Here is a 25,708-nt window from a genome sequence, read left to right as displayed (position 1 = left end):
GAGATTATCGGCTCTAACCATAAAACCGCGTCACAATAAAGAGTGTTGGTCCCGGAACGCAAATATCAGACGGGCGAGAGGGCATCGGCTAGCGCCCGAAGCTTGGCCGCGAGTTCGGCTTTTTGCAGGGTGAGGCCCTTGTAGGCGGCTTGCTGCTCATCGAGCGCTTCCAGTTGCTCGGCGAAGCTTGCAGCGAGCCTGCCGGCGTTGGGGTGATGGGCGATTGCGGCGATCGGATCGACGTAGACACGGATGGTGAAGAGGATGTCGCCGGACTTCGGCAGCTTGCGCAGCGTCTGGCGCTCAACTCGGGCAAAACGCTCGGCGAGGGTAAAGCCGTCGGCAGAGGGCGGGCGGCGGTGCTTCGAAACCGGCAGAAAGAGATCGTCCGTGATATTGACCGACCAGTTCAGCCTTTCTACCGGCTGCGAGACCTGCAGGTTATCGAAGATGCGGGTGATGAGCGCCGCATTGCGGGTGCCTTCGCCAAAACCGGGTACGTCGGCGTGGATCGCCTGCATCGGGCGACCGAACTTCTCCTGCAGCGACCAGGAGGAGGGAAAGGCGACGAAGCCGGTGACGAGATGCCAGCCATTTTCCTTGCGGCGCATGATGACGAGATCGTCTTGCACCAGCAGCCCGGCGCGCAGCAGGGGTGGGGTGTTGCAGTCGGCCGCGTCGTCCGAAAGCCCGGGATGGCGCGCGGCAAGGTGAGCCTGGAGGAGATCGTATGCCTCTTGTTGTGCCGCTTCGGTTCCGTCCTCGGCCACGAAGACCTCATCGCGATGCGCTTCGAGCAGTCTTCGCTTTTCGCCGACATAGCGCCCCCAATCGCCGTCCGGTTCGATCCAGCGAGCGAGATCGAGCGGCATCAAGCCGATGGTGAACGGGCGGGCGGAACCGTCATAGGGCGTGTAGATCGGAAGCGTCATGACCGCACTCTATCCGGTCAACGTCCCCTGATGGAAGACCATGCGCCACTGGCGATCGGCGTCATGCCGCCAGATGGAGCTGCGCAGCGAGCTGACCGGCGGGCCAGCCGGGACGGTCCGCATCGCCCGGTAGGTGACGAGCGCCAGGTCGGAAGCGAGCAATAGCAGCTCGAAATCCGTCAATGTGCGTGTCGTCCCATCGGGGGGCTCCGCTAGCAGGCCGGCGACGATGTCCCCGTATCCATAGAGGCGACCGGATGCACCGATTTCCCTGAACTCAGGCGAGAGAAGAGACTCAAGCGCTGTCACGGAGGCGCGGATCTCCGGCTCGAATAGCCGCTGTTCCAGAGATTGAAGATGTTCGGTGAGGTCGCTCATGTCGTTCCTGTCGTGATCGTTCAGCTCTTCAGGAGATCCAGCCCTTCAGCCGTGGTCGTGATGGCTACCTCAGTGATTTCGTATTCGGCGATGCCATGCACCGTGAACGGGTCCTCGGCGACATAGGCCTCGACTTCGGCGCGCTGGCCGACGGCAAGGACCACGCCGCCGGTGCGCGGCACCTTGCGGCCGGAGGCGAGAAACCAGCCCCGTGCATAGCCTTCCCTGACCCAGGCCATATGCGGCTCCATCTGCTTGTCGGCTTCCTCGTTCGGCTTCACGTAAGTCAGGGCGAGGATGAACATCGCAGAATTTCCTTTCAGGGCGTTGCGTTCCGACGTATGTGAATATTCAATTGCTGAGGAGCCATCCATATTCTTTTTAGAATTCTGCTCCAAGGTGCGAACCGTTGAAGTCAGCACGCCCGGAACAATCGGATGAACCAGATATCGGAGCGGCTTGCCGAGTTGCAGGAAGACAGCGCCGTCCTGATCGCGCTTTACGATCAGGAAGACCGGCTGCGCTATGCAAATCCGGCCTTTCGTTCGACCTTCGCCATCGAACCCGACGAAACACCCTTGTGGTCAGAGCTGATGCGGCGCAATACGCGCGCCGGCAAGGGGACAATCATTCGCACCGCTGATTTCGAGGTGTGGCTCGTTTCCGCGCAATCGCGCCGGGGCAAGTTGCCGTTCAGGGCTTTCGAAACCGATGTCGTCGATGGGCGCTGGTTCTGGATGACGGAGACAGTGCAGAAAGATGGCTGGATGCTTTGCATCGCCAGCGACATCACGCATCTGAAGCAGAGCGAGCGCGATGTGCGACAGGATCGTGACTTTGCGCTGCGGGCCTCGCAGACGGATGAACTCACCAGCATCTCCAACCGCCGCTTCATGATGGCGGCGCTGGAAAGCCTGATCGCGCAGCAAGACTCCGCCAATCCCGGTATTGCCGGCTGCATCTGCATCATCGATCTCGACTTCTTCAAGCGCATCAATGACGTCTACGGCCATCAGGTCGGTGATGATGTGCTGATCGATTTCTCGCGCCGCGTGCAGCCGGTCATCCGCCGGCGCGACAGTTTCGGGCGGATCGGTGGCGAGGAGTTCATGCTGATCCTGCCGGATACGACCCTGGCGCAGGCCGAGTTGATCATCGAGCGCATCATCGCAATGGTACGCTTAGCCCGTCCGATCCCGGCCGCACCGTCCTTCTCTTATACCTGCTCGGCGGGATTGGCCGAGTTGCGATCCGGCGAGACGGCACGTGAGGTCTATGCCCGTGCGGACGAAGCCTTGTATATCGCCAAGCAAAGCGGCAGGGACCGGCTGAAGATCGTGGCCTAGCCGACGATCCGGGCCGGGATCAGCCCGCGCAGCGAATTGCCCATGTAGAGCTTTCCGGCCGTCAGATCGTCTACGGAGATCCGTCCAACGCGGGCCTTGCGTTGGCAAATCAGTTCCGTGCGCAAGACGCCTGATAGCAGGCCGCAGGAGATCGGCGGCGTGCGCAGCGTGCCCGAGCCGTCGTCGAGGAAGACCGAGGTGATCGTACCTTCGCAGACCTCGCCGCGCTCGTTCAGAAGCAGCACTTCGTCGGCTTCGGACACCGGACATTCTGCGCGCGCAGTCTCGTAAACGCCGCGCCGTGTCGTCTTCATCCGCAGCAGTTTATCGGCGGAATCGAGACGGGTTTTGGCAATCCGGACCTTCCATATGATGCCCTCGGGTATCGGTGCGAAAGGCGCAGCGGTGACCTCGATTTGCCCCAGTCGATCAAGCGTCAACCGCATTCGCAGGGGTGTCGTGGCCCCGGCAACCGCCGCTTCCAGTTTCGCGGCTGCGTCTGTTGGGTCGGGAAAGCCGATGCGGCGGGCGGAGCGGGAGAGGCGGGCAAGATGCAGACGCAGCCTGACGAAACCAATTTCCGGCTCCCAGCGCAGTGTTTCGATCAGCGAGAAGTCGTTCACCGCGCGATCTCCTGATCACCGATCGCAAACCGCGCCTTCAGCAGGCATTCCTCGTACTCGGCTTCGGCGGTGGAATCGAAGACGATGCCGCCGCCGACGTTGAAGATCGCCTTGCCGCCGGAAAACAGGCTGACGGTGCGGATCGCGACGGAAAAGCGCATGGCGCCTGATGGAGCAATCATGCCGATCGCGCCGCAATAGGCGTCGCGCGGCGTGTCTTCCAGCGCGTGCAGGATCTGCATGGCGCTGAGTTTTGGCGCACCGGTGATCGATCCGCAGGGAAAGAGGGCGGAGAAGATATCGCGAATGGTCAGATCCGAGAGGAGTTTCGCCTGCACGTGGCTGACCATCTGGTGCACGGTCGGGTAAGTCTCGATGTCGAAGAGTTTCGGTACATCAAGGGTGCCGACCTCCGTGATGCGCGAGATGTCGTTGCGCAGCAGGTCGACGATCATGCGGTTTTCGGCCTGCGTTTTGATGTCCTCGCGCATCGCGGCGATGATCGCCGCGTCCTCGGCGTCATCGGCGCCACGTTTGGCCGTTCCCTTCATCGGGTGCGTTTCGATCCAGCCGTCCTCGTCGGTACGGAAGAAGAGTTCGGGGGAGCGCGAAAGCAGGATAGGGCCGCCAAGATCGACGAGCGCGCCGTATTTCACCGGCTGCCTTGAAATCAGCGACCAGAAGGCGGCGCGCGGATCGCCGTCCCAGCGAGCGGTGATCGGCATGGTGAGGTTTGCCTGGTAGCAATCGCCCTGGCGCAGGTGCCAATGCAGGCGGTCGAAGCGCTCTTTATATGTAGCAAAATCCCAGCCGGCCCTGGGGTCGCTCAGGAACTCACCGTTCTCGGTGCGCCGTGTCGGCTCGGCGAGCGGATGGGTATCGGCTTCGGGTGCATCGAAGATGCCGAAGGCGAGCAGTGGCGTTTCCCGGCCTTCCGGAAGAAATGCCGCCAGCTTCGCCTCGAAGAGGTAGCCCCCTTCATACGCCATGTAGCCAGCCAGCCATTTGCCGGCAGCTTTTGCTTCTTCCATTCGGGCAAGGCCGGCAAGGAACTCGGCGCGCGTCCGGGCGATGATGATCTCCGACGGATCGGAAAAGAGCATCACTTGCCCGGTCGTGTCATCCCGGAACAGAACGTAGCGTTCAGCCTTGGTCATGCCTGCCTTTGGATCGAGAGCTATGCGCTCTTATCAAGCGCTTCCAATTCGTCGATCAGCCCTTCGATCATCGACAACCCCTTGCTCCAGAACGACGGATCCGTGGCATCGAGGCCGAACGGCTTCAAAAGTTCGGAATGATGCTTGGTGCCGCCGGCCTTCAGAAGCTCGAAATACTTCTCCTGGAAGCCCTTGTCGGCCTTCTGGTAGACGGCGTAGAGCGAGTTCACCAGGCAATCGCCGAAGGCGTAGGCGTAGACGTAAAAGGGCGAGTGGATGAAGTGCGGGATATAGGCCCAGTAGGTCTCATAGCCCTCCGAGATCTTGATCGCCGGCCCGAGGCTTTCCGACTGCACGGAGAGCCAGAGTTCGCCGATATCCTCCGACGTCAGCTCGCCGGCCTTGCGGGCGGTGTGGACCTTGCGCTCGAATTCATAGAAGGCGATCTGGCGCACGACCGTGTTGATCATGTCCTCGACCTTCTGGGCAAGCATCGCCTTGCGCTCACGCTTGTCCTTTGTTTTGTCGAGGAGGGCGCGGAAGGTCAGCATTTCGCCGAAGACGGATGCGGTTTCGGCGAGCGTCAACGGCGTCTGGCACATCAGCGCGCCCTGCGCGCCGGCGAGAACCTGATGGACGCCGTGGCCAAGTTCATGGGCGAGCGTCATCACGTCGCGCGGCTTGCCGAGATAGTTGACGAGTACATAGGGATGCGCTGACGGAACGGTCGGATGGGCGAACGCACCCGGTGCCTTGCCGGGACGAACAGGAGCGTCGATCCACTGCTCGTCGAAGAAGCGCTTGGCGATCTCAGCCATCTCGGGCGCGAAGTCGCCATAGGCGGATAGAACCGTGTCCTTCGCCTCGTTCCAGGGGATGACGGCACTGGAGGTTTCCGGCAGCGGCGCGTTGCGGTCCCAGAAATTCATCTGGTCCATGCCGAGCCATTTCGCCTTCATCTTGTAGTAACGGTGCGAGAGGCGGGGATAGGCTTCCTTGACGGCAGCCGCCAGCGCATCGACGACGTCGCGCTCGACGCGGTTGGCAAGGTGCCTGGAATCGGCAATGTCCTCGAAGCCGCGCCAGCGGTCGGAGATGTCTTTATCCTTGGCGAGCGTGTTGGTGATCAGCGTGAAGGTGCGCAGGTTTTCCTTGAAGGTCTGCGCCAGCGCCATCGCGCCCTTGCGGCGGATCTCCGGATCCTTTTCCTGCAGCATGTTAAGCGTGACTTCGAGCGGCAGCTTCTCGCCGTCGACGTCGAAACGCAGTTCGGCCATTGTCTCGTCGAACAGGCGGTTGAAGGCTGCGGCCGAGGTCATCGACTTTTCCAGGAACAGCTGTTCCAGCTTGTCTTCCAGCTGGTAGGGCTTGTCCTTGCGCAGATCGACGAGCCAGGGGCGATAGTGGCCTGCATCGGGGTCGTTTGCCATGCAGGCATCGATCACGGCGTCGTCGATGCGGTTGAGCTCGAGCGCGAAAAACAGGAGGTGGCTGGAGAATTCGGTGATCTTCGCCTGGGCGTCGCCATAGAGCTTGCCGTTCACCGGGTTCGACGTGTCGGAGAAATAGGTAAGCCCGGCGAAGGAGCCGAGGCGTCCGATGATGTCGTCCAGCGCCTCATATTCCTTCAGTGCCTGGCCGATTCCCTCCGCGCCCTTCTTGCTCGCGGCGTCGGCGAGCTTGCCCTTCCACTTCTCTTCGAAAGCGATTGCCTGCTTTCCGGCTTTTTCCATGTCGCCAGTGAAGGCGGTGGACGTGGCAGAGGGGTAGAGATCCTGCAGTTTCCAGGTCGGCAGCTCGCCGAGAGCGGCATCGGTCGCAGAGGCAGCAGAACTTGCCGAAAACTTAATGGTGGTGCCGGAGAGCATGTTTTTCATCATCGGGGTCCTCTTCCTCGTTTGCGACAGGCTTGACTGTCTATGCCGCTAAAGGCTTGGCATCAAGGGGCTTTCGGCTGCCCACAAGCTCCGTTTCGGGTCGGATTCGGCCTCGTCACAAACGTTAAAATGCAATTGTTTCTCAAAACTGGATGTTCAAGCCTTTCTGCGAGAGTGCCTCCAGGTTTCGCATGAAGTGAGGCAGCAATGACCGGTTACCATGAGCTCAAGGGTGCAGCGCAGATACTCGTCGTCGAGGACGACCCGATCCAGCGTCGACTGCTCAAGAACGCGATAGAGCGTCACGGCCACGTCGTCCATCAGGCGGAAAACGGCCGGATCGGGCTGGAGATGGTGAAGAGAGGCAGTGGCCTCTACAACGTCATCGTTCTCGACCTGATGATGCCCGAGATGACGGGCCTCGAATTCCTGGAAGCACTGCACGAATTCGGCACGCATGTTCCTGTCATTGTCCAGACAGGGCAGGGCGGCATCGAGACCGTGGTGCAGGCGATGCGTGCCGGCGCCTTCGATTTCGTCGTCAAGCCGGTCTCTCCGGAGCGGATTGCCAATTCGATCTCCAACGCCCTGAAGCTCGATCAGCGCGAGGTCAAGGCACGGGCCGGCCGGCGCTCCCGGTCCGGCGCGGTCGGCTTCGACGACATCGTTTCGGCAAGCCCGGCGATGCTCCGCGTCATCGATCTGGCGCAGCGCGCAGCGCAATCGAACATTCCGGTCGTGCTTGAAGGCGAGTCCGGTGTAGGCAAGGAGCTGGTTGCTCGTGCGATCCAGTCCGGCAGCGACCGCTCCGGCAAGCCGTTCGTCACGGTCAATTGCGGCGCCATTCCGCACAATCTGGTCGAAAGCATTCTCTTCGGCCACGAGAAGGGTGCCTTCACCGGTGCCACCGAAAAGCACATCGGCAAGTTCATGGAAGCCGATGGCGGCACCATCTTCCTCGACGAAATCGGCGACCTGCCGCTCGATGTGCAGGTCAAGCTGCTACGCGCCGTGCAGCAGGGAGAGATCGAGACCGTTGGTGCGCGCACGGCGCACAAGGTCAATGTCCGGCTGATCTCGGCGACCAACAAGGATCTGATCGAAGAGGTCAAGAACGGGCATTTCCGTGAAGATCTCTACTATCGACTTAACGTTTTCCCGATCACCATTCCAGCACTTCGCAAGCGCAAGGAAGATATTCCGCATCTCGTGCGGGTCTTCACCGAGCGCTTCTCGAGCGAGCAGAAGGGCGGTCACCGCATGTCGGTGAGCGCCGGCGCGCTGGCCCTGCTCACTGCCTATGACTGGCCGGGTAACATTCGTCAGCTCGAGAATGCGATTTTCCGCGCGGTCGTCCTTGCCGAGGGCGGCGAACTGAGCGAAGCGGACTTCCCGCAGATTGCCGCCCAGCTACCGGAATACGATGTCGTCGATCATCTGGCGCTCGTCGCCGATAACACGCGCCTCGACCGCCAAAGTGACGCCTCGGCCGCCACCTATCCGGCCCATCAGGCCAGCGTCGAAGAGGCCGTCGCACGAATCACGGAGGCGCCCGATAACGCGATTGCCAGCACAAACCCAGCCGGGGAAGTGCGAAAGCTTGCGGATGTGGAAGAGGAATTGATCCGATTCGCCCTTAAATTCTACCGAGGGCAGATGAGTCAAGTGGCTCGAAAATTGGGCATCGGACGATCCACATTGTACCGAAAACTCAAGGATTACGGCATAGATCCGGACAATCCGCAGAAGGACGCCGCATAATCGCCTAAATTAACTCTCCGGCAATCATCTTTTGTTACCAATCATAAACCACTTGTTAGTGGCCTGTTCATTATGTAAGGAAAAGGTTGATCACGTGTGGCATTTTTGCCATCGTGTGACCGCATTTAACAGCCAACGGTGTCAAAGAGGGACTATCGGCTGTCTGACGGGGATTGAGTTTGCCGGATCTGAATGGGAATACGAGACCTTCGCGCTTGAGCTGGCGCAATAGGTACACGGACCTTTGCGGAAAGGTGTTTAGGACGGCTATGGCCGCCCTTCTCGCACTCGCTGTTTCGTCGCCGGTTCTGGTCAGCTCGCCTTCCGAAGCGGCCGGCGAAACGCGTAGCCTCAAACTCTATTTCATTCACACCGGCGAAAAGGCCGTCATCACTTACAAGCGCAACGGCCGGTACGACCCGAAGGGTCTCGAGCAGCTGAACCGCTTCCTTCGCGATTGGCGCAAGAACCAGCCGACGAGGATGGACCCGCGCCTTTTCGATCTCATCTGGGAAGTCTACCGGCAGAGCGGCTCGCGCGACTACATCAACGTCGTCTGCGGCTTCCGCTCGCCTGCCACCAATGCCATGCTGAAGGGTCGCTCCCGCAATTCCGGCGTCGCCGAGAAGAGCCAGCACATGCTCGGCAAGGCGATGGATTTCTTCATTCCTGACGTCAAACTGGCGACTTTGCGCGGAATCGGCATGAAAATGCAGGTCGGCGGCGTTGGATTCTATCCGAAATCCGGTTCTCCCTTCGTGCACATGGATGTCGGCGGCGTTCGCGCCTGGCCACGCATGAGCCGCGAGGAACTGGTCCGGCTCTTCCCGAATGGCAACACGATGCACATCCCCGCGGATGGCCGTCCGCTGCCGGGTTACGAGCAGGCGGTGGCTGACTACAAGCGTCGCGTGAGCTCGACGCAGGTGCAGATGGCCAGCTCCGGCGCCTATGCGGGCTCGTCGTCGGGCGATCAGCCGAAGCATAAGACACTGTTTGCCGCCCTGTTTGGCGGCGGCGCGGACGAAGCCGAAGACAGTTCCGATGATGATAGCAGCGCAGCGGTGGCGGTTGCGAAGGCGTCGCCGCCGGCGGCCAATATGCCGAACGCCGCCAATCCCGGCGAGCAGGCGCCCGCGCAGGCTACTGAGGTCGCAAGTGTCAATGCGCCGGTTCCGCAGGTGCGTCCGGCGTTCGCCAATCAGCCGGGCGGCAGCGAAGTCGCCAGCGCCCTCGTTGCTCCACAGTCCGGAAATGCAGCGCAACAAGCGCTTTCTGCTGTGACCGAGCAAGGTCAGCAGCAGTTTGCGGATCTGAGCGCCTACAGCGTACCGGTTCCATCTCTGCTCGGACCGCGCCGCTCTCCAGGCGATGCGGAAGTCGCTTCGGCCGATCCGTCTGCGATGACGGGGAATCTCGCAGCGGTTCCAACGCCGGGTGAACGACCGGCGCTTGCCGAAAAACTTCTGGCTGCGGCGGATGCCGATGCTGAAGCCGACGACGATGTGGCAGACCAGGAAGATACGCTTTCTCCGGCCGTTGCCGATGCCCTTGACCAGCAGAATGGTGATGGCGACCGTCAGGTCGCGTCCAACCAGCCGCCGGTCACGAGCGTCGAGCAGGCTATTAACGCGGCGATACCGCAAAAGGTTCCAAGCGAAAAGGCTCCGTTGCAGCTCGCTGCACTCGCGCCGGCTACGAAATCAGCAAGCTTTGGCGATGGCTTCGATGCGCCGAAGTCATCCGATGCTAGCGGTGTAGCTCAGGGTCTGCCGACCAAGGGTGGCCGCCCGACAAAGCATGAGGCCGCGGAGGCCGACGCCAGCCGGGCTACCGTTCGGACCGAACCGAAGCTGACGCAGAAGATCATCTCGCAGTGGGCGCTCACCAACTCCCGGATGGAGATGGTCACCAAGCCGGTGAAGGCGCCGCGTTTCGTCAGCCAGACACTTCGCGCCCAGCCGACTGCAGTCTATGCTGAAGGCTTTACCAAGACGGCGTCCATTGATCCTGGCCGCTTCAGCGGTAGTGCAGTCAACTTCATGGAAGTGCGGAAGTTCGTATCGAACTGATGGTTCCACAAGGAATTTCGAAAGAGCCGCCGGAGCGATCCGGCGGCTCTTTCGTTTCTTGGATGTGACGGAAAGTCGCGCGGCGAGGCGCGGTTCAAACAAGAGCTCGGGTTGATTTTCATTTCCAGATCGAGAATAAAGCCCCTCCGATATTCGCTGTAAGTGAAAATATGGATCTGTCCTCAATCGAAATCTTTCAGGCGGTCGCATCGACCTGCAGCGTCACGAAGGCCGCGGCGGCGATAGGCCGGGTACCGTCGAATGTCACGACGCGCATCCAGCAGCTCGAAGAGGATCTCGGGGTGGCGCTGTTCTCGCGCGATGGCAAGAAGATGTCGCTGACGCGTGAAGGCACGATCTTTCTCTCCTACGCGACGCGTCTTGCTGACTTGGCCGAAGAAGCAAAGCAGGCCGTGCGGCCGCTCGCTGCCTCGGGCGCGCTGCGTATCGGAACGATGGAAAGCACGGCCGCGAGCAGGCTCCCTGATGTCATCAGGCGTTTCGGATCGCTGTGGCCGGACGTCTCATTGCAATTGACGATGGGGGCGACACGGGAGCTCATGCAGAGCGTGCTAGCCCAAGAACTGGATTGCGCATTGGTCGCAAGACCGCCCGAGGCTGCGCTCGACGGGGCGCGCTATGCCGATCTCGACCTCGGCGGGTTCGATGCGCGACGGATCTATGTCGAGGAGCTGATCCTCGTCCTGCCGCCGAAGCATCCTGACGTCAAGGATGCAAGGAACCTTCGCCTCGACACACTTGCCGTCATGGAGCCAGGCTGTACCTATCGGCGGATGGCCGAGGAGTGGGCTGAAGGTGCTGCCTCGCTGCACACCCTCGAACTCGGCTCCTATCATGCGATCCTGGCGAGCATTGTCGCCGGCAATGCCTTTGGGGTGATGCCGCGCTCCGTGTTCGATCTCCTGCGATGGCCCGGTGATATCGTCACCCGCGAGATCGGCACGGTCGAGACCTTTCTCGTCCGCCGCAAAGGCGACCGGTCGGACTCGTTCGAAGCCTTTTACGATGTCCTGATTGCCTCGCGAGGCAAAGGCGGCCATTCACTTTCAAGCGCCTGACCCGGACGCGCTGCTTCTCCCCAAGACACTTCGTTTCACAAACTGTCGGTTCGTCATGTCAAATTCCAGCAATCCCAAGGTCGACCCAGCCCATCGCTTCAGTCGCCGTCTGTTCTCGCCGATCCTGGCCGGCGCAACATTGCGCGAGCGCATGCTTGCCAGCCTTGGCGCGCTGATCGCGATCGCACTGACGGGTATGGTTTGCGGCTACTTTTTCGGGCAAGGTGCGCACTTGCCGATGATCGTTGCGCCGATGGGTGCTTCGGCAGTGCTGCTTTTCGCCGTACCTGCGAGTCCGCTCGCGCAGCCGTGGTCGATCATCGGCGGCAACACGATCTCCGCGATGATGGGCATCCTCGCCGCGCACTTCATCCATGAGCCGATCATTGCGATCGGCGTTGGCGTATCGCTGGCCATCGCCGCCATGTCGTTTACCCGCTGTCTGCATCCACCCGGCGGCGCCGCGGCGCTGACTGCTGTGCTCGGTGGTCCTGCGGTGGCAAGCTGGGGCCTGCTTTTTCCCTTCGTGCCGGTGGCACTGAATTCCTGCATCCTGGTCGCGCTCGGCATTCTCTTTCACAAGCTCGGGCGGCGAAACTATCCGCACCTCGCCACCCCGGCGCCGGTCAATACGCATCAGACGATCGATCCGCCGTCCGCTGTGCGGATCGGTTTCCGCGAAGAGGACGTCGATGCGGCATTGGCGAAGTTCGAGGAAACCTTCGATATCGACCGCGGTGACCTCAGCCGCCTGCTGCGGCAGGTTGAGGTTGAGGCGGCCGTTCGTTCGCACGGCACCGTCAGCTGCGCCGACATCATGTCGCGCGATGTGATCGCGGTCGATGAGAACGCCACGGCGGAGAAAGCGCGCGCACTGCTTCTGAAGCACAACGTTCGCACATTGCCCGTGAAGGATGGAAGCGGGCGTTTGATCGGCACGGTCGGGCTGCGGGAACTGGTGCAGGCCGAGCGGCTTTCCGATCACATTGCGACAGCCGCGACCGCTTCCCCGGATGCACCGGCTATCAGCTTGCTGCCTGACTTGACCGATGGGCGCACCCACGCCGTCGTCATCGTGGATGCCGGCGGTTACGTTCTCGGGTTGATCTCGCAAACGGACTTGCTCAGCGCCATGGCCCATATGCTGCCGGAACAGAAGCCGCGCATCGCGGCCTGAATGATACCCGGAGAGCCTGCAGATCTCCGATTGGTAATCAGCGAGCGGATGTGCGCCAGCGCTGGCGCACCGTATCGTCCGAACGAGGATTGGGCCGAGCCGCAAATACCTCTCGCTACTTTGTCATACATTTGGTCCGAAATCTGAAATATCGACAATACGTCCCACGACCAGATTGCGTACGCCCTCGGTCGATGCCTCCCAATGTTTTCCGGCCGGGTGCGTCATAAACCCAAAAGGAGCGACCGCATGAACCGCCGTATCATTTCCACTTTCGCACTTGCCTTCGCCACCAGTGTCATCGCTTTCGCCGCCCAATCCGCCGAGATCAAGAATATCGTCATCGTTCACGGCGCTTTCGCCGACGGGTCCAGTTGGCGCAAGGCAACGGAAATCCTGGAGCGGCGCGGCTTTCATGTGACTGTCGTGCAAGAGCCTCTATCATCGCTCGCCGACGATGTTGCGGCAACGAAACGCGTTCTGGACCTGCAGGACGGACCTACACTGCTGGTCGGTCACAGCTACGGCGGCATGGTCATCACGGAAGCGGGGAATGATCCGCACGTCGAGGGACTTGTTTACGTAGCGGCCTTCCAGCCTGACAAGGGCGAAAATGTAGCCACGCTTGCCGGCTCCAAGCCGCCGGCTTCAAACAGCATCAGGGAAACCAAGGACGCCAAGTACCTCTATTTGGACCCAAGCGCGTTTCACGCCGATTTCGCCGCCGATGTGCCAAAGGCCGACGCTGCCTTTCTCGCCAAGTCGCAGGTCTTTGCGGCCAAAGAGGTCTTTGGCGCTAAAGTCGACGATCCAGCCTGGCGGTCAAAGAAGAGCTGGTCAGTCGTGGCGACCGAGGACCGTGCCATCAACCCCGAACTCGAGCGGACAATGGCAAAGCGCGCCGGAAGCGCGGTGACCGAGATCAAGGCCAGTCATGCCGTCTTCGCGTCACAGCCGAAGAAGGTCGCCGACGTGATCGAGAAGGCCGCCGAGGAAGCCGGAAAATAAGCTCTGTTCGAGCGTGAGTCCGCACAAAAAAGCCGCCGATCGGGTCGGCGGCTCTAAAGGCACTGCTCTGAAAAATCAGCCTTCCGGCGGGGCCTCGATCATGCCGAGCGCATGCAGGTAGGTGTCGAGGATCGCGTCTTCTTCCATACGCTCCTGCTCGTCCTTCTTGCGTAGCGCAACGACCTTTTTGAGGATCTTGGTATCGAAGCCCATGCCCTTGGCTTCGCCGTAGACGTCCTTGATGTCGTCGGCGATGGTCTTCTTTTCTTCTTCCAGGCGTTCAATGCGCTCCACAAAGGCGCGAAGCTGATCGCGGGCGACGCCATGAGCATCAGACATCGTGTTCTCCTGATTGGGGGTGTGAAATTCGGATGGCGTTGACTGCCGCGAAGCGTGCCCGGGGTCAAGTCGATTCGAGACGCGAGGGAATTATTTGTGCGGCTTGTTCAGCTCGAATGCGGTTTTTTGCTCCGCCGAGGCATCGTTCTGGTGGAGGTTTTTCCAATCCTCGTACGGCATGCCGTAGACGATTTCGCGCGATTCCTCCTTCGAGAGCGGAACCCCGTCCGCCTCAGCCGCCTCGCGATACCAGTTCGAAAGGCAGTTGCGGCAGAAGCCGGCGAGATTCATCAGCTCGATGTTCTGGACGTCGCCACGTTCACGCAAATGCTCGACGAGGCGACGAAAAGCCGCAGCCTCAAATTCGGTCTGCTTTTGTTTGCTCAGCGCGGCCATCTCGGTCTCCTTCATTCGTACGGTCCGGTGCGCGACACATGCACATTATACTCGTGCAATACCGGATCGGCGTTCATTGTCTCAAAGATCGGCGCCAGACGCCGGGCCCATGCCGTAATACCCGCTTCGTCGCCGATCAGATCCTGGCGCACCTCGAGCAAAACGTGCGGGATGCCGGTCAGCATACAATGCCGATACATCGTGTCGCCCTTCAGCGCGCCATCATACGGCTCATTGTCTCCGACCACGAGATCGGGATCGCTGCGCAGCATGTCAAGCAGAGGCGCGACGGCACGATGGTCGTTGTCCCACAAAACCGCTGCATGCCAAGGGCGGGGGAAGGCTTTCCAGAACGGCGTGTAGGAGTGGAGGGATAGGACGAGCGGCGCTTTGCCGCTCTCGTTCGCGACCTTGTCGATCGTTTCGCTGACGGCGTTGTGATAGGGCCTGTGGAACGTCTCGATCCGATAATTCCACTCTTCGGCGGTAATCGGATGATTGCCGGGAACGACCGCGCCGTCCGAAATCTTCATGATCAGCGTGGGGTCGTCCTCACCCCGATTCGGGTCGATCAGCAATCGTGAAAAGCCGCCCAGGACAGCCGGTACGTCGAGCATCGCGGCGAGTTTGCGGACCAACCCCTCGATGCCGATATCATAGGCGATGTGTCGCTCGAACGCGCTGTCCGGCAGGCCCAGCCTGCCGTAGCGCTCCGGCAGCCGGTTCATTGCATGATCGCCGAGCAGCACCAAGCCTTTGTCATGATCGCCGGCTAGTAGTTCAAATGATTTGAAAGAGCTCATGAGGGAAATGGCCGATCGTGGTTACGGGGCAGCCTCTGATCGCACGGGCCGCGGGCGCGTTCAAGCGCGCTGGTGAGCAAAGGCGACGGCGTGGTCCAAGTACAGTCGGCCATCCAGAATATAATCGATTAGCATTGCGTTGACATTCGCCGGGAGGCAGCGCAAGAAGGCACACCTAAAACAAAATAGTCGGGAGCCCATTGGAAGTCGTGTTGATTCAGACCGCGCCAAGTTTCCTTATGCGTTTCGGGCCGCTTGCCCGTTTTGCACTGTTTGTTCTTGCGGCTTTCTCGCCGTTTTTTATTGCTGATGTGGCTCGTGCCGATTTCCGCGTGTGCAACGGAACGCAGAATCTGGTGGGCGTGGCGATTGGGTATCGAGCCAAGGATGGCTGGATGACGGAAGGCTGGTGGCAAGTGCCGGCAACGACCTGCGCGACGCTGATCGAGGGAGAGCTGCAGTCCCGATACTATTATCTCTACGCCGAAGACGCTGCCCGGGGAGGCCGATGGACGGGTGACGTGCAGATGTGCGTGGCGGAAAACGAGTTCAAGATCACGGGTGTCAATGATTGCTACGCCCGTGGCTATCAGAAGATGGGGTTCAAGGAATATGACACGGGCCGCCAGGGCAGCTGGATGGTTCAACTTTCCGATACCCCCGGCACGCAAGAAAGCCCGAATTGATGAAGCGCAACCGCAAAGTTAAAATCCTCGCCACCCTTGGACCCGCCTCGTCCGAGGAATCGATGATCGAGAAGCTGCACCAGGCAGGTGCCGATGTCTTCCGTATCAACATGAGCCACGCCAGCCATGACGTGATGCGCATGCTGATCAAGCGTATCCGCGCCGTCGAAGCCCGCTCCGGCCGCCCGATCGGCATTCTCGCCGACCTGCAGGGCCCGAAGCTGCGCGTCGGAAAGTTTGCTGAAGGCAAGGTCGATCTGAAGCCGGGCGACACTTTTACGCTCGACAACAAGGATATTCCCGGCGACGCGACCCGCGTATTCCTGCCGCATCCGGAAATCCTGGAATCGGTACAGCCCGGCCACCGCCTGCTGATCGACGACGGCAAGCTCGCCCTGCGCGCTGAAAAGTGCGACGGCAAGAGCATCGTCACCACCGTTATCTCTGGAACGAAAATTTCCGACCGCAAGGGTGTCAGCCTTCCCGACACGCTGCTGACCGTCGGCGTTCTGACCGACAAGGACCGCACCGACCTCGACGCCGTTCTGGCGACTGACGACGTCGACTGGGTTGCGCTGTCGTTCGTGCAGCGCCCGGAAGATCTGGCCGAGGTGCGCAAGATCGCGCGCGGCCGCGTCGGCATCATGTCGAAGATCGAAAAGCCGCAGGCGATCGAGCGCATCGAGGAGATTATCGAGCTTTCCGACGCGCTCATGGTTGCCCGTGGTGACCTCGGCGTCGAAATGCCGCTCGAATCCGTTCCGGGTATCCAGAAGCAGCTGATCCGCGCTTGCCGCCGTTCGGGCAAGCCGGTGATCGTCGCCACGCAGATGCTGGAATCGATGATTACCGCGCCGGTTCCGACGCGTGCCGAAGTCTCCGACGTCGCGACCGCCGTCTTCGAAGGCGCCGACGCCGTCATGCTGTCGGCCGAATCCGCATCCGGCGACTATCCGGTTGAAGCCGTCTCGACGATGGCCTCGATCGCCAGCACCATCGAACGCGAGCCGCACTATCCGGGCATCATCTACGCGCAGCGCGCGCAGCCGGAAGCAACCGGCGCCGATGCGATTTCGCTCGCCGCACGCCAGATCGCCGAAACGCTCCGCCTGTCTGCTATCGTCTGTTACACCTCGTCGGGCACCACAGGTCTGCGCGCCTCGCGTGAACGTCCGCAGGTGCCGATCCTGGCGCTGTCGCCGGTCATCCAGACCGCGCGTCGCCTTGCGATCGTCTGGGGCCTGCATTGCGTTGTCACCCACGACGCAACCGACCTCGATGACATGGTCAACCGCGCCTGCCGCATCGTTGCCGACGAAGGCTTCGGCAAGCCGGGCGACCGCATCATCATCTCGGCCGGCGTGCCGCTCGGAACGCCCGGCGCCACCAACATGCTGCGCATCGCCTATATCGGCTCCGACGGCCAGAGCGGCATCTAAGCGAACTAGCCACTATTCACAGAGCCCGCTGCCTTAACAGGCGGCGGGCTTTTCGCTGTCCTGAACCATGGGTGTCTTGCGGCTGGCGGGCTCACATGCAAGGGTCGGCCTCCATGTTCGGGAGGGCATCATGCACATTGTTACACTTCTCGCATTCGTGGCCGTTTCCTTTGTGGCGATTGCGACGCCTGGGCCGACGGTGCTTCTGGCGATGACCAACGGCTCGCGCTACGGCGTTCGCCGGGCGATCCCGGGCATGATCGGCGCGGTGCTTTCCGACTTCGTGCTTCTCGGTGCCGTGGCGATCGGTCTGGGCGCGCTTCTCGCGGCGTCGGAGTTCTGGTTCTCGATGCTGAAATATGTTGGCGCTGCCTATCTCGCCTTTCTCGGGATCATGATGCTGCGCACCAAGGGCGGCTTCAACGCGGCGCTGAAGCCGGAGAACGAGATGGCCGGCGGAACCGCCTTTTCGATCGGCCTCAAGAGTTTCATGGTCGCTGTCACCAACCCCAAGGGCTACCTTTTCTTCTCGGCGTTCCTGCCGCAATTCATCAATCCGGCGCTGCCCCAGGCGACCCAGTACGCCGTTCTGGCGGTGGTCTTTGCGTCGCTGGATTTTCTGATCATGCTCGGTTACGCGGTCTTTGGTTCGCAGGCCGTCCGGCTGCTGAAGACGGCGGGCGCAATCTGGCTGGAGCGCGCCTGCGGCGGGGCGATGCTGGCGCTGGCGGGGTCGCTTGCGCTGTACCGCCGGGCAACGACCTGACGCCCTAGGGCAGAGATATGTGCCCGACGCGATAGATCTGGCCGGCGCCCGCGATCAACGGGGACGAGCGATGCAGGCTGAAGCGCACGGCCGTCCAGCTTGTCGGCTCGAAGGCCGAGACCGAGGCGACGACGTCAGCCTGCCGCGCTTGTCTTTGCGCGCGTCCGATTTCCTCATCTCTGATTTCAGCAAGCGAGGAGTAGGGCTCGATGGCGATCGTCTCCTCGGTGGCAAACTTGGCCTCTGTCACCGCAGGCATGGTTTCCGCGTGCCAGACAATCCAGGTCTTCACCCGGGGCCAGCCGAAGGATTGCGTCAGTGCTTCGAAGCCGGGGCCGGTGAGGAAGTCGCTGGCGCGCTCCGGCTGCTGCCAGAGATAGAAGGGCGCATAGAGGTTTTCGCGGGATCCGAACTCACCCTTGCGGGCGCTGAGGTAGGCCTTGAAACCGAGGCCGGGGAACCCGTCCAGCATCGGTCCCTTGTCGCGGATGCGGCGGTCGATGATCGACATGTCGTAGTCGGCGGGCAGGGTGAAGCTGTATTGCATCGCCATCATGAGAGGACCTCCACAGGCTCAAGCCAGTCAACGATGCGGTCGGTTTCGGTTGCCTGGATGCTGATGTAGCTGAAGGGGCTGTCAGGCGTCGCACCATGCCAGTGCTTCTCACCAGCGGCGAACCAGACGGCATCTCCGGCACGCAATTTCTCCACTGGGCCGCCTTCGCGTCGCGCCAGGCCATTGCCTGATAGAACATAGAGCAGCTGCCCGCGCGGATGCGTGTGCCAGCGCGTGATCGTACCGGGATCGAGGCTTGCTCGCATCGCGGTGTTTTCGCCATCTGCCGTGCCTTCCAGCAGCATCTCGACCCAGAAGGGCGCGGTGGCAATATCGGCGGGTGAGCGGACGGCGTTGCCCGGACGCCGAACCGTCATGCGTTCAGGGTTGCCCATCATCCGGCGCTCCCGAAGGCGCGGGTTTCCCAGCCAGGTTCGATCATCTGCGCCTTGCCATCGCCGAACGACCATTCGTCCGGGGATGTGGTGGTGACGACGATCATGATGTCTTCCGGCCGGATGCCCGGGGATACCCCGAGAAGTTCGGCGGCGCGCTTGAAGAAGGCCTGTCGCGTTTCGGTCGAGCGAGGCTTGCCGGCGGTGATGGCGAACAGCACGAAGTCGTCGGAACGCGGTCCGGCGAGATAGTTCCGGTCGAAGATCAGTTCACCCGGTTCATGCTGGTGGATGACCTGAAAGCGGTCGGCAGGCGGTACATTGAATGTCTCGACCATTGCCTGATGAATGCTGTCGGAAACGGCGCGAAGATAGTCCGGCGACTTGCCGCGCAGGAGAGAGATACGAACAAAAGGCATCAATGCCTCCTCTGTGTGAATTCTTGACAGGAGGAGCATCGCACGCCACGATAATGCAGAAAATCAGAATTAAATGAACTTATGATCCATAAAAATGGGATTATACGATGCGGCGGACGATCTTTGATCTCGATGTACTCCGGACCTTCGCGACCGGAATGGAGCTCGGCAACTTCGCGAGAGCAGCCGACCGTCTCGGCCGTTCGACCTCGGCCGTCAGCGCCCAGCTGAAGAAGCTGGAGGAGCAGGCCGGGACGCCGATCTTCCGCAAGGCCGGACGCGGGCTTGCGCTCACCGATGCGGGTGAAACGATGCTGGCCTATGCGCGCCGCCTGCTGGAGCTCAACGACGAAGCGGCCGCAGCCATGCAGAGCATCGAACTCGAGGGTTGGGTCAGGCTCGGTTTGCAGGAGGACTTCGGCGAGACCCTTTTGCCCGACGTGCTCGGCCGTTTTGCGCGCGCGCATCCGAAGGTCCGCATCGAAGCGCGGGTGGTGCGCAATGTCGAGCTGATCGAGCGCGTCACCACGGGTAAGCTCGATCTGGCACTGGCCTGGAACGATGGCACGCTGACACCGCATTGCGAGAAGATCGCCGAGGTGCCGATGCGCTGGATCGGTCCGGCGGAAGGCGCGGTCGACTGGACCCTCGACAGCGGCGAGCCGATGCCGCTTGCTTCACTGGAGGCTCCGTGCCTGCTGCGCACCGCGGCGACCAAGGCGCTTGATACGGCGGGCATTCCCTGGCGGCTTGCCTTCGTCAGTCCAAGCCTCGGCGGATTGTGGGCCGCGACGGCTGCCGGGCTCGGGATCAGCATCCGTACGCCGATCGGCCTGCCGCGAAAGGTGAAGCCGCTTGTCGCCGACGCCGCTGGCCTGCCAGAGCTTCCCTCGCTCGGTCTCGTGCTGCATCGTGCCGAAGCCGACCCTGGGCCGGCAACCGCGCGGCTCGCGTCCATCATGCTGCAAGCGGTGCGGGAGGCTGTCGCGGACGCCGTCCCATCGACCGCAAGGTCGGCGGCGCGGGCCTATGCCTGATATTCGCGCTGCGCGTTTCGGCGGATTGCCTGGGGCGGCTGCCCGAAGGCGCGCAGGAAGGCGCGGCGCATCCTCTCCCGATCCGCGAAACCTGTTTCCGTTGCAACGACGTCGATCGGATGCCGGCCCTGTTCCATCATCAGGCGGGCTGCCTCAAGGCGCAGGTTCTCCACCGCCTTGGCTGGCGATTGTCCCGTCTCTGCGCGAAACGTCCGGCTGAATTGTCGGGGGCTGAGCGCCGCCGCTTCCGCCAGCTCCTCGACTGATAGCGTGTTCTTCAGATTGCCGCGGGCATGGGCAAGCGCCTTCTGGATACGGTCCGATTTGGGTTCCAGTTCCAAGAGTGCGGAGAACTGCGACTGGCCGCCGGCGCGGCGATGATAGACGACGAGCTTGCGGGCGACCGCACGGGCGACATCGGCGCCGTGGTCTTTCTCGATCATCGCAAGCGCCAGGTCGACCCCGGCCGTCATGCCCGCCGAGCTCCAGACGGAGCCATCGATGATGAAGATGCGATCTTCCTCGAGCCTGACCTTCGGATAGCGCGATTGCAGCTCGCGGGCGAGGAGCCAGTGGGTCGTGGCGCGACGGCCATCCAGGACGCCTGCCTCCGCAAGCAGAAAAGCGCCGGTACAGATCGAGGCGACGCGACGCGAGGCGGCAAGCGCCTTGCGGATGAACTCGCCTTCCCCCGCCGTCGGCAGTTTGATGCCGACGGCGCCGGACACCAGCAGCGTATCGAAAGCGGGATCACCGAAGCGCGTGGTCTCGACATTCACGCCGAAGGAGCTGGGCACAGGTCCCCCGGTCTCGGAGAGATAGGAAACCTCATAGGCCGGCTCGCCGAGTTCGATGTTGGTGAACTCGAAGGCCGAGATGGCGGCTAGGCTCATCATCTGAAAGCCGGGAAAGAGCAGGACGGCAATGCGTTGCATGGCTCGAAACTCCGTTTGTCCTAAAAGGTGGCTTATATGACATTCAAGCCATTGGCAATCGGGCGTAAGACTCTGCGCAAGCCAACAGCGGGCGCTGTTGCCCAAACACGGAGAACGACAATGACCGAACAGCACAAAGGAACCGCACTCGTTACCGGCGCATCGTCGGGGATTGGTGCTGTCTATGCTCACCGGCTCGCAAAGCGCGGCTATGATCTCATTCTGGTCGCCCGCAATGCAGAACGGCTTTCCGAACTTGCGACGAGACTGACCCGGGAAACAGGCAGGACGGTCGAAACCATTCCGGCCGACCTCGGCAACAAGGCCGACCTGGCGCGCGTCGAGTCGGTTCTGAAGAGCGACCGCAGCATTACGCTTCTGGTCAACAATGCCGGCGTCGGTGGCACGGCACCGCTGCTTGCCGCCGATGTCGACAAGATGCAGGCGATGATCGATCTCAACGTCACGGCGTTGATGCGGCTGAGCTATGCCGGCGTGCCCGGTTTTGTGGCGCGCGGCGGCGGCGCGATCATCAACATCGCTTCGATCGTCGCGATCGCGCCTGAAGTGCTGAACGGCGTCTATGGCGCCAGCAAGGCTTTCGTTCTTGCCTTCAGCCAATCGTTGAAGCACGAGCTTGCGGACAAGAACATCCGCATCCAGGCGGTGCTGCCGGGAGCGACGGCGACCGAATTCTGGAACATCGCCGGCACGCCAGTCGAGCACCTGCCAACCGAAATCGTCATGTCGGCGGAAGATATGGTGGATGCCGCCCTTGTCGGTTTCGATCAAGGTGAGCTCGCGACGATCCCGGCTCTTGAAGATGGAGGGCTGCTGACGGCCTACGAGGGTGCGCGTCAGGCATTGATGCCGCACCTGTCACGCTCGGCACCTGCGGCACGCTATAAGGCCGCCTAAGCGAGGTTGGAGGCAGGCTTTCGCCTGCCTTTATCCGTGCCGGGCCAATGCCTCGGCGAAGATATCGGCGTCGACATTGCCTCCCGAGGTAACGACGAAGACGTTGTCGTCTTCCAACTCATCGCCATGGAAGAGCGCTGCGGCAAGCGCCACCGCCCCACCGGGCTCGACGACGATCTTGAGCCGGACAAAGGCAAGGGCCATGGCGCGGAGCGCCTCCTCGTCCGTCACGACGATGCCGGCGCCGGCGAGGCGCTGCAATATCGGAAAGGTGATGTTGCCTGGCTGCGGCGTGATGATGGCGTCGCAGATCGAGCCGGTCATGGTGGCGTTGCGCTCGATCTTGCCTGATGCCAGCGACCGCGTGAAGTCGTCGAAGCCGTCCGGCTCGCAGGGGCGCACTCGGAACGCAGGCGCACTGGCTTCGAGTGCAAGCGCTATCCCCGAGGAAAGGCCGCCGCCGCCGCAGGGGACCAATACCTCGGCCGAGCTGATGCCTTCCTCGTCTGCCTGTTCGGCAATTTCCAGACCTGTCGTACCCTGTCCGGCGATCACCTGCGGTTCGTCGAAAGGCTTGATCAGCGTCAGGCCGCGCGCAGCAGAGAGTTCAGCGCCAATGGCGTCGCGATCCTGTGTCGCGCGATCGTAGAGCACGACTTCGGCGCCGAGCGCACGCGTGTTGGCGATCTTCAGTTTTGGCGCGTCCGACGGCATGATGATGACTGACGGCACGCCATGCAGCTTGGCGGCGAGCGCCACGCCCTGCGCGTGATTGCCTGACGAGAAAGCGATGACGCCGCGGCTGCGAACGGCAGGATCGAGCGCGGAGACGGCGGACCAGCCGCCACGGAATTTGAAGGAGCCGGTGTGCTGCAAGCACTCGGCCTTCACCAATACCCGCCGTCCGGCAAGCTCATCGATAAAGGGAGAAGAAAGAAGCGGCGTGCGGCGCGCATGTCCGCGCAGGCGGGCGCGGGCGGCAACGATCATTTCAATGCTGGCCATGGAGACTCTTTCGAATGACGGTACGCCCCTGCATAGGACCACACGCGACGCTTGTGAACGGTGACTTTGTCACCGTGACACAAAAAGCGTCGGTTGCGTAGCGACGGCCTCCGATTTGTGACGGCGGCGTCGCCTGAATTCGGTCGGGTTGGTGCCGGTGACGCGCAGGAACTCGCGATTGAAATTCGACTTGCTGATGAAGCCGCAATCGAACATCAGCCGCGTAACCGGCTCGTCCATGTTCACAAGTGCCTGACAGGCCGCGCGGATACGAAAGTCGTTCACATATTGCGAGACGCTGACACTATGGACGCGGTTGACCGCCATCGAAACGCGCCGGGCCGGAAGACTCATCTTGCGGGCGATGCGGCCGAGATTGAGGTCGGGATCACGGTAGAGCTCTCGGGAGCGCATCAGATTTTCGAGCGCGCTGGCAATCGTATCGTCTTCCTGACTCGGTGCGGGTGGGGCGGGCGGTTCCGAAGGGGTCGCGGCGATCGACTGACTGCCGCTCGCGATCGACGCCGCGGTGCCGAGAATCAGGAGCGTGATCACGTTGCCAAGCGTGACAATCGCGCCGGCATGGAGACCACCGCTCTGCTCGAGGTCGAGACTGATGGCGATATCGGCCGTTGCCGAGGCGATCAGCGCCACGCCAGTGATCCACTATTCCGTCATCGCCAAAGCTTCTTACGTCGATAGCCTGGAACCAAGTGTGCCCGGCGCCCGGCCGCGCGTCAGCATCGAAGGCGATTTCGTCCACGCGCGTATCCGTGATCAGTATCCGCTGGCGGAACCTTCGGCGGCGCGGCTGTCCATCGCGCCGTAGTAGCGTGCTCCGCCGCCCTTCGCGATATCGGCAAGGCTCTTGCCGCCGACAAGGATACCAGCGGCCTGTCCCCATTGCGGCGGGCCGCTGCCATCGTCCAGCGTGTGCCCCATGGCGATCAATGCCCGGATCGTATCGGGCGACAAAGTGTAGGGCTCGAAGTAGATCTTGTCCGGTTGCCATTGATGGTGAATGCGCGGGGCGTTGACCGCCTGACTGATGTCCATGCCGAAATCGATCACGTTGAGGATGGTCTCCAGCGTGATAGTGATAATGCGCGAGCCACCAGGGCTGCCGATGACCATGAAGGGTTTGCCGTCCTTGGTCACGATCGTCGGGCTCATGGAGGAGAGCGGCGTTTTCTTCGGTGCGATCGCATTGGCCTCGCCTTGGATGAGCCCGTAGAGATTGGGAACGCCGGGCTTCGAAGTGAAATCGTCCATTTCGTTGTTGAGCAGAACGCCGGTACCGGGAGCGACGACGCCGGCGCCGAAGTTGCCGTTCAGCGTGTAAGTGACGGCGACGGCATTTCCTTCGTCGTCGATGATCGAATAATGCGTGGTTTCGACGCTTTCCTTAGCGCCCAGAGGTTTCAGGTTGGCGGAGGTGCCCGCCTTGTAGGGATCGATCTTGGCGCGGATCGCCTTGGCGTAACCTTTGTCGAGCATTGTCGAGACGGGGTTGTCGACGAAGTCAGGGTCGCCAAGGGCGGCGTTGCGATCGACATAGGCGTAGCGCATCGCCTCGACCATCAGGTGCACCGTCTCGGCCGAGCCGTAGCCGAGGAAGGAAAGAGGATAGTCTTCCAGAACGTTGAGGATTTCGCAGATGATGACGCCGCCCGAGGAGGGAGGAGGCGACGAGATGATGTCGTAGCCGCGATAGCTGCACTCGACCGGCTTCAGTTCACGCACCGCGTATTGCTCGAAATCCTCCTTGGCGAGTATGCCGCCCTTCGCCTGGCTCGCCTTGACGATCGCCTCTGCGGGCGTGCCCTTGTAGAAAGCGTCGGGTCCTGTGTCAGCGATGCTGGATAGAACGGCGGCAAGGTCGGGTTGCACAAGCTTCTCGCCGACGGCGTACGGTTTGCCCTCCGCTTTCAGAAAGATCTTTGCCGCGGCCTCGTCCTTCGCGAGCCGCTTCGCGCTACCGCCAATGCTGGCGACGTCGCCCTGTTCCAGCGTGAAGCCTTCCTTGGCGTAGCGGATGGCGGGCGCCAACAGATCCTGCCGCGACTTGGTGCCGTACTTCTCGCGGGCCATCTCGAAGCCCTTTACGGATCCTGGCACGCCGACGGCAAGATAGCCGTCAAGGCTGGCACGGGGAACGATATCGCCCTTGCCGTCAAGATACATGGCCTTGGTGGCTGCCAATGGCGCGCGCTCGCGGAAATCGAGGAATGTCGTCTTGCCGTCCTTCAGCCGGATTGTCATGAAGCCGCCGCCACCGAGATTGCCGGCCGTCGGATAGACGACGGCGAGCGCGTAGCCGACGGCGACCGCGGCATCGACGGCATTGCCGCCATTCTTCAGCACATCGACGCCGACATCGGTCGCTAGGTGCTGGGCGGTTACGACCATACCGTGCTCGGCCTCGACCGGCGCCGGTGAAGCGGCGAACGCCGATGGCGCGAGAACAAATGAGAACGCCGCGACGACGGCAGATATCCGAAAATAGGGGTGATCCATGACTTCCCTCAAAGCATGATAGTGCAATGGATATGGGACGCAGCCAGCGCTCGGCAATGTGGGCAACCGCCGAGGTTGGTACATAAG

The 25,708-nt window shown here is 61.7% G+C and carries 27 protein-coding genes; 11 read left to right on the top strand and 16 right to left on the bottom strand.

The features are described 5' to 3' along the window. Positions 1–65 precede the first annotated feature (65 nt). From FHT97_RS11430 to FHT97_RS11420, 3 genes are read right to left on the bottom strand one after another with little or no spacing between them, the layout of a single operon-like run. The gene (locus tag FHT97_RS11430) at positions 66–932 is read right to left on the bottom strand and encodes a DUF3445 domain-containing protein (protein ID WP_183862216.1); all 867 of its coding nucleotides are present in this window, start codon (positions 930–932) and stop codon (positions 66–68) included. A 9-nt stretch (positions 933–941) separates the two neighbouring features. Then, positions 942–1,310 (bottom strand): DUF4440 domain-containing protein, encoded by a 369-nt coding sequence (locus FHT97_RS11425; protein ID WP_183862214.1) that lies wholly within the window; start codon positions 1,308–1,310, stop codon positions 942–944. 20 nt (positions 1,311–1,330) lie between these two features. Beyond that, on the bottom strand, positions 1,331–1,615 hold the full coding sequence (locus FHT97_RS11420) for a YciI family protein (RefSeq protein ID WP_183862212.1): 285 nt from the start codon (positions 1,613–1,615) through the stop codon (positions 1,331–1,333). A 132-nt stretch (positions 1,616–1,747) separates the two neighbouring features. Between FHT97_RS11420 and FHT97_RS11415 the strand changes: the two genes are divergently transcribed. Further along, complete coding sequence (locus tag FHT97_RS11415) at positions 1,748–2,656, top strand: sensor domain-containing diguanylate cyclase (RefSeq protein WP_183862210.1); 909 nt, start codon at positions 1,748–1,750, stop codon at positions 2,654–2,656. Here the strand turns inward: FHT97_RS11415 and FHT97_RS11410 are convergent. The 3 genes from FHT97_RS11410 to FHT97_RS11400 are packed head-to-tail and all read right to left on the bottom strand — an operon-like array spanning position 2,653 to position 6,313. Beyond that, positions 2,653–3,279 (bottom strand): aminotransferase class IV family protein, encoded by a 627-nt coding sequence (locus tag FHT97_RS11410; protein ID WP_183862208.1) that lies wholly within the window; start codon positions 3,277–3,279, stop codon positions 2,653–2,655. The two genes, FHT97_RS11415 and FHT97_RS11410, sit on opposite strands and share 4 nt — an antisense overlap. Then, positions 3,276–4,436 carry an aminodeoxychorismate synthase component I gene (locus FHT97_RS11405; protein WP_183862206.1) on the bottom strand — a complete coding sequence of 387 codons (1,161 nt, stop codon included), beginning with the start codon at positions 4,434–4,436 and terminating at the stop codon, positions 3,276–3,278. The genes FHT97_RS11410 and FHT97_RS11405 overlap by 4 nt, the downstream gene beginning before the upstream one ends. Before the next feature lie 20 nt (positions 4,437–4,456). Further along, entirely contained in the window at positions 4,457–6,313 is a 1,857-nt protein-coding gene (locus FHT97_RS11400; RefSeq protein WP_183862537.1) for a M3 family oligoendopeptidase, read from the bottom strand. 207 nt (positions 6,314–6,520) lie between these two features. Here FHT97_RS11400 and FHT97_RS11395 point away from each other — a divergent pair, with 207 nt between their 5' ends. The 5 genes from FHT97_RS11395 to FHT97_RS11375 all read left to right on the top strand — a co-directional run bounded on the left by FHT97_RS11395 (position 6,521) and on the right by FHT97_RS11375 (position 13,410). Further along, positions 6,521–8,074 (top strand): sigma-54 dependent transcriptional regulator, encoded by a 1,554-nt coding sequence (locus tag FHT97_RS11395; protein ID WP_183862204.1) that lies wholly within the window; start codon positions 6,521–6,523, stop codon positions 8,072–8,074. A gap of 179 nt (positions 8,075–8,253) precedes the next feature. Further along, positions 8,254–10,146, top strand: coding sequence for a DUF882 domain-containing protein (locus tag FHT97_RS11390; protein WP_183862202.1), 1,893 nt, complete (start codon positions 8,254–8,256; stop codon positions 10,144–10,146). Positions 10,147–10,316: 170 nt separating this feature from the next. Continuing rightward, entirely contained in the window at positions 10,317–11,225 is a 909-nt protein-coding gene (locus tag FHT97_RS11385; RefSeq protein ID WP_183755768.1) for a LysR substrate-binding domain-containing protein, read from the top strand. Positions 11,226–11,280: 55 nt separating this feature from the next. Next, positions 11,281–12,402, top strand: a complete 1,122-nt coding sequence (locus FHT97_RS11380) for an HPP family protein (RefSeq protein WP_183755767.1) — start codon at positions 11,281–11,283, stop codon at positions 12,400–12,402. Positions 12,403–12,651: 249 nt separating this feature from the next. Further along, complete coding sequence (locus FHT97_RS11375) at positions 12,652–13,410, top strand: alpha/beta hydrolase (protein WP_183862200.1); 759 nt, start codon at positions 12,652–12,654, stop codon at positions 13,408–13,410. A 75-nt stretch (positions 13,411–13,485) separates the two neighbouring features. Here the strand turns inward: FHT97_RS11375 and FHT97_RS11370 are convergent, their stop codons facing one another. From FHT97_RS11370 to FHT97_RS11360, 3 genes are all read right to left on the bottom strand, one after another. Then, positions 13,486–13,749 (bottom strand): DUF2312 domain-containing protein, encoded by a 264-nt coding sequence (locus FHT97_RS11370; RefSeq protein ID WP_007527482.1) that lies wholly within the window; start codon positions 13,747–13,749, stop codon positions 13,486–13,488. A gap of 90 nt (positions 13,750–13,839) precedes the next feature. Continuing rightward, entirely contained in the window at positions 13,840–14,145 is a 306-nt protein-coding gene (locus tag FHT97_RS11365; protein WP_183862198.1) for a DUF1244 domain-containing protein, read from the bottom strand. 11 nt (positions 14,146–14,156) lie between these two features. After that, positions 14,157–14,948 (bottom strand): N-formylglutamate amidohydrolase, encoded by a 792-nt coding sequence (locus FHT97_RS11360; RefSeq protein WP_183862196.1) that lies wholly within the window; start codon positions 14,946–14,948, stop codon positions 14,157–14,159. 200 nt (positions 14,949–15,148) lie between these two features. On the opposite strand from FHT97_RS11360, the gene FHT97_RS11355 reads away from it, so the two are divergent. The 3 genes from FHT97_RS11355 (at position 15,149) to FHT97_RS11345 (ending at position 17,839) form a co-directional block, all read left to right on the top strand. Continuing rightward, on the top strand, positions 15,149–15,634 hold the full coding sequence (locus tag FHT97_RS11355; RefSeq protein ID WP_183862194.1) for a DUF1036 domain-containing protein: 486 nt from the start codon (positions 15,149–15,151) through the stop codon (positions 15,632–15,634). After that, on the top strand, positions 15,634–17,073 hold the full coding sequence (gene pyk / locus FHT97_RS11350) for a pyruvate kinase (RefSeq protein WP_183862192.1): 1,440 nt from the start codon (positions 15,634–15,636) through the stop codon (positions 17,071–17,073). The genes FHT97_RS11355 and pyk overlap by 1 nt, the downstream gene beginning before the upstream one ends. Positions 17,074–17,203: 130 nt before the next feature. Beyond that, positions 17,204–17,839: a LysE family translocator gene (locus tag FHT97_RS11345; protein WP_183862191.1), complete on the top strand. Its 636-nt coding sequence runs from the start codon at positions 17,204–17,206 to the stop codon at positions 17,837–17,839. Between the two features lie 4 nt (positions 17,840–17,843). Here FHT97_RS11345 and FHT97_RS11340 read toward each other — a convergent pair whose 3' ends face one another. The 3 genes from FHT97_RS11340 to FHT97_RS11330 are packed head-to-tail and all read right to left on the bottom strand — an operon-like array spanning position 17,844 to position 19,209. After that, a complete protein-coding gene (locus tag FHT97_RS11340) occupies positions 17,844–18,395 on the bottom strand; it encodes a DUF4865 family protein (protein WP_183862189.1) in 552 nt (183 codons plus the stop codon). Beyond that, positions 18,392–18,793 carry a cupin domain-containing protein gene (locus FHT97_RS11335; RefSeq protein WP_183862187.1) on the bottom strand — a complete coding sequence of 134 codons (402 nt, stop codon included), beginning with the start codon at positions 18,791–18,793 and terminating at the stop codon, positions 18,392–18,394. Before FHT97_RS11335 ends, FHT97_RS11340 begins: the two co-directional genes overlap by 4 nt. Further along, entirely contained in the window at positions 18,790–19,209 is a 420-nt protein-coding gene (locus FHT97_RS11330) for a tautomerase family protein (RefSeq protein WP_183862185.1), read from the bottom strand. The genes FHT97_RS11335 and FHT97_RS11330 overlap by 4 nt, the downstream gene beginning before the upstream one ends. A gap of 107 nt (positions 19,210–19,316) precedes the next feature. Here FHT97_RS11330 and FHT97_RS11325 point away from each other — a divergent pair, with 107 nt between their 5' ends. Then, positions 19,317–20,246 (top strand): LysR substrate-binding domain-containing protein, encoded by a 930-nt coding sequence (locus FHT97_RS11325; protein ID WP_183862183.1) that lies wholly within the window; start codon positions 19,317–19,319, stop codon positions 20,244–20,246. On the opposite strand, the gene FHT97_RS11320 is transcribed toward FHT97_RS11325, so the two are convergent. After that, on the bottom strand, positions 20,237–21,181 hold the full coding sequence (locus FHT97_RS11320; RefSeq protein ID WP_183862181.1) for a GlxA family transcriptional regulator: 945 nt from the start codon (positions 21,179–21,181) through the stop codon (positions 20,237–20,239). The two genes, FHT97_RS11325 and FHT97_RS11320, sit on opposite strands and share 10 nt — an antisense overlap. A gap of 120 nt (positions 21,182–21,301) precedes the next feature. Here FHT97_RS11320 and FHT97_RS11315 point away from each other — a divergent pair, with 120 nt between their 5' ends. Beyond that, positions 21,302–22,099, top strand: coding sequence for an SDR family oxidoreductase (locus tag FHT97_RS11315; RefSeq protein ID WP_183862178.1), 798 nt, complete (start codon positions 21,302–21,304; stop codon positions 22,097–22,099). 30 nt (positions 22,100–22,129) lie between these two features. Here FHT97_RS11315 and FHT97_RS11310 read toward each other — a convergent pair whose 3' ends face one another. From FHT97_RS11310 to ggt, 3 genes are all read right to left on the bottom strand, one after another. After that, positions 22,130–23,104 (bottom strand): threonine/serine dehydratase, encoded by a 975-nt coding sequence (locus FHT97_RS11310; protein ID WP_183862177.1) that lies wholly within the window; start codon positions 23,102–23,104, stop codon positions 22,130–22,132. Between the two features lie 69 nt (positions 23,105–23,173). Beyond that, positions 23,174–23,758 carry an AraC family transcriptional regulator gene (locus FHT97_RS30795; RefSeq protein ID WP_259128927.1) on the bottom strand — a complete coding sequence of 195 codons (585 nt, stop codon included), beginning with the start codon at positions 23,756–23,758 and terminating at the stop codon, positions 23,174–23,176. A 123-nt stretch (positions 23,759–23,881) separates the two neighbouring features. Continuing rightward, positions 23,882–25,621 (bottom strand): gamma-glutamyltransferase, encoded by a 1,740-nt coding sequence (ggt, locus tag FHT97_RS11300; protein ID WP_183862175.1) that lies wholly within the window; start codon positions 25,619–25,621, stop codon positions 23,882–23,884. Positions 25,622–25,708 lie beyond the last annotated feature (87 nt).

It is taken from the genome of Rhizobium sp. BK399 (genome assembly GCF_014194695.1).
Classification (GTDB): Bacteria; Pseudomonadota; Alphaproteobacteria; order Rhizobiales; family Rhizobiaceae; genus Rhizobium.
This window is presented reverse-complemented; position numbering and strand designations above follow the sequence as displayed.

What these genes read in the sequence shown, in the direction of transcription:
- FHT97_RS11430 (WP_183862216.1), bottom strand. Translation starts at nt 932, where the DNA reads ATGACGCTTCCGATCTACACGCCCTATGACGGTTCCGCCCGCCCGTTC.
- FHT97_RS11425 (WP_183862214.1), bottom strand. Translation starts at nt 1,310, where the DNA reads ATGAGCGACCTCACCGAACATCTTCAATCTCTGGAACAGCGGCTATTC.
- FHT97_RS11420 (WP_183862212.1), bottom strand. Translation starts at nt 1,615, where the DNA reads ATGTTCATCCTCGCCCTGACTTACGTGAAGCCGAACGAGGAAGCCGAC.
- FHT97_RS11415 (WP_183862210.1), top strand. Translation starts at nt 1,748, where the DNA reads ATGAACCAGATATCGGAGCGGCTTGCCGAGTTGCAGGAAGACAGCGCC.
- FHT97_RS11405 (WP_183862206.1), bottom strand. Translation starts at nt 4,436, where the DNA reads ATGACCAAGGCTGAACGCTACGTTCTGTTCCGGGATGACACGACCGGG.
- FHT97_RS11400 (WP_183862537.1), bottom strand. Translation starts at nt 6,313, where the DNA reads ATGAAAAACATGCTCTCCGGCACCACCATTAAGTTTTCGGCAAGTTCT.
- FHT97_RS11395 (WP_183862204.1), top strand. Translation starts at nt 6,521, where the DNA reads ATGACCGGTTACCATGAGCTCAAGGGTGCAGCGCAGATACTCGTCGTC.
- FHT97_RS11385 (WP_183755768.1), top strand. Translation starts at nt 10,317, where the DNA reads ATGGATCTGTCCTCAATCGAAATCTTTCAGGCGGTCGCATCGACCTGC.
- FHT97_RS11380 (WP_183755767.1), top strand. Translation starts at nt 11,281, where the DNA reads ATGTCAAATTCCAGCAATCCCAAGGTCGACCCAGCCCATCGCTTCAGT.
- FHT97_RS11375 (WP_183862200.1), top strand. Translation starts at nt 12,652, where the DNA reads ATGAACCGCCGTATCATTTCCACTTTCGCACTTGCCTTCGCCACCAGT.
- FHT97_RS11370 (WP_007527482.1), bottom strand. Translation starts at nt 13,749, where the DNA reads ATGTCTGATGCTCATGGCGTCGCCCGCGATCAGCTTCGCGCCTTTGTG.
- FHT97_RS11365 (WP_183862198.1), bottom strand. Translation starts at nt 14,145, where the DNA reads ATGGCCGCGCTGAGCAAACAAAAGCAGACCGAATTTGAGGCTGCGGCT.
- FHT97_RS11360 (WP_183862196.1), bottom strand. Translation starts at nt 14,948, where the DNA reads ATGAGCTCTTTCAAATCATTTGAACTACTAGCCGGCGATCATGACAAA.
- pyk (WP_183862192.1), top strand. Translation starts at nt 15,634, where the DNA reads ATGAAGCGCAACCGCAAAGTTAAAATCCTCGCCACCCTTGGACCCGCC.
- FHT97_RS11345 (WP_183862191.1), top strand. Translation starts at nt 17,204, where the DNA reads ATGCACATTGTTACACTTCTCGCATTCGTGGCCGTTTCCTTTGTGGCG.
- FHT97_RS11340 (WP_183862189.1), bottom strand. Translation starts at nt 18,395, where the DNA reads ATGATGGCGATGCAATACAGCTTCACCCTGCCCGCCGACTACGACATG.
- FHT97_RS11335 (WP_183862187.1), bottom strand. Translation starts at nt 18,793, where the DNA reads ATGATGGGCAACCCTGAACGCATGACGGTTCGGCGTCCGGGCAACGCC.
- FHT97_RS11330 (WP_183862185.1), bottom strand. Translation starts at nt 19,209, where the DNA reads ATGCCTTTTGTTCGTATCTCTCTCCTGCGCGGCAAGTCGCCGGACTAT.
- FHT97_RS11325 (WP_183862183.1), top strand. Translation starts at nt 19,317, where the DNA reads ATGCGGCGGACGATCTTTGATCTCGATGTACTCCGGACCTTCGCGACC.
- FHT97_RS11320 (WP_183862181.1), bottom strand. Translation starts at nt 21,181, where the DNA reads ATGCAACGCATTGCCGTCCTGCTCTTTCCCGGCTTTCAGATGATGAGC.
- FHT97_RS11315 (WP_183862178.1), top strand. Translation starts at nt 21,302, where the DNA reads ATGACCGAACAGCACAAAGGAACCGCACTCGTTACCGGCGCATCGTCG.
- FHT97_RS11310 (WP_183862177.1), bottom strand. Translation starts at nt 23,104, where the DNA reads ATGGCCAGCATTGAAATGATCGTTGCCGCCCGCGCCCGCCTGCGCGGA.
- ggt (WP_183862175.1), bottom strand. Translation starts at nt 25,621, where the DNA reads ATGGATCACCCCTATTTTCGGATATCTGCCGTCGTCGCGGCGTTCTCA.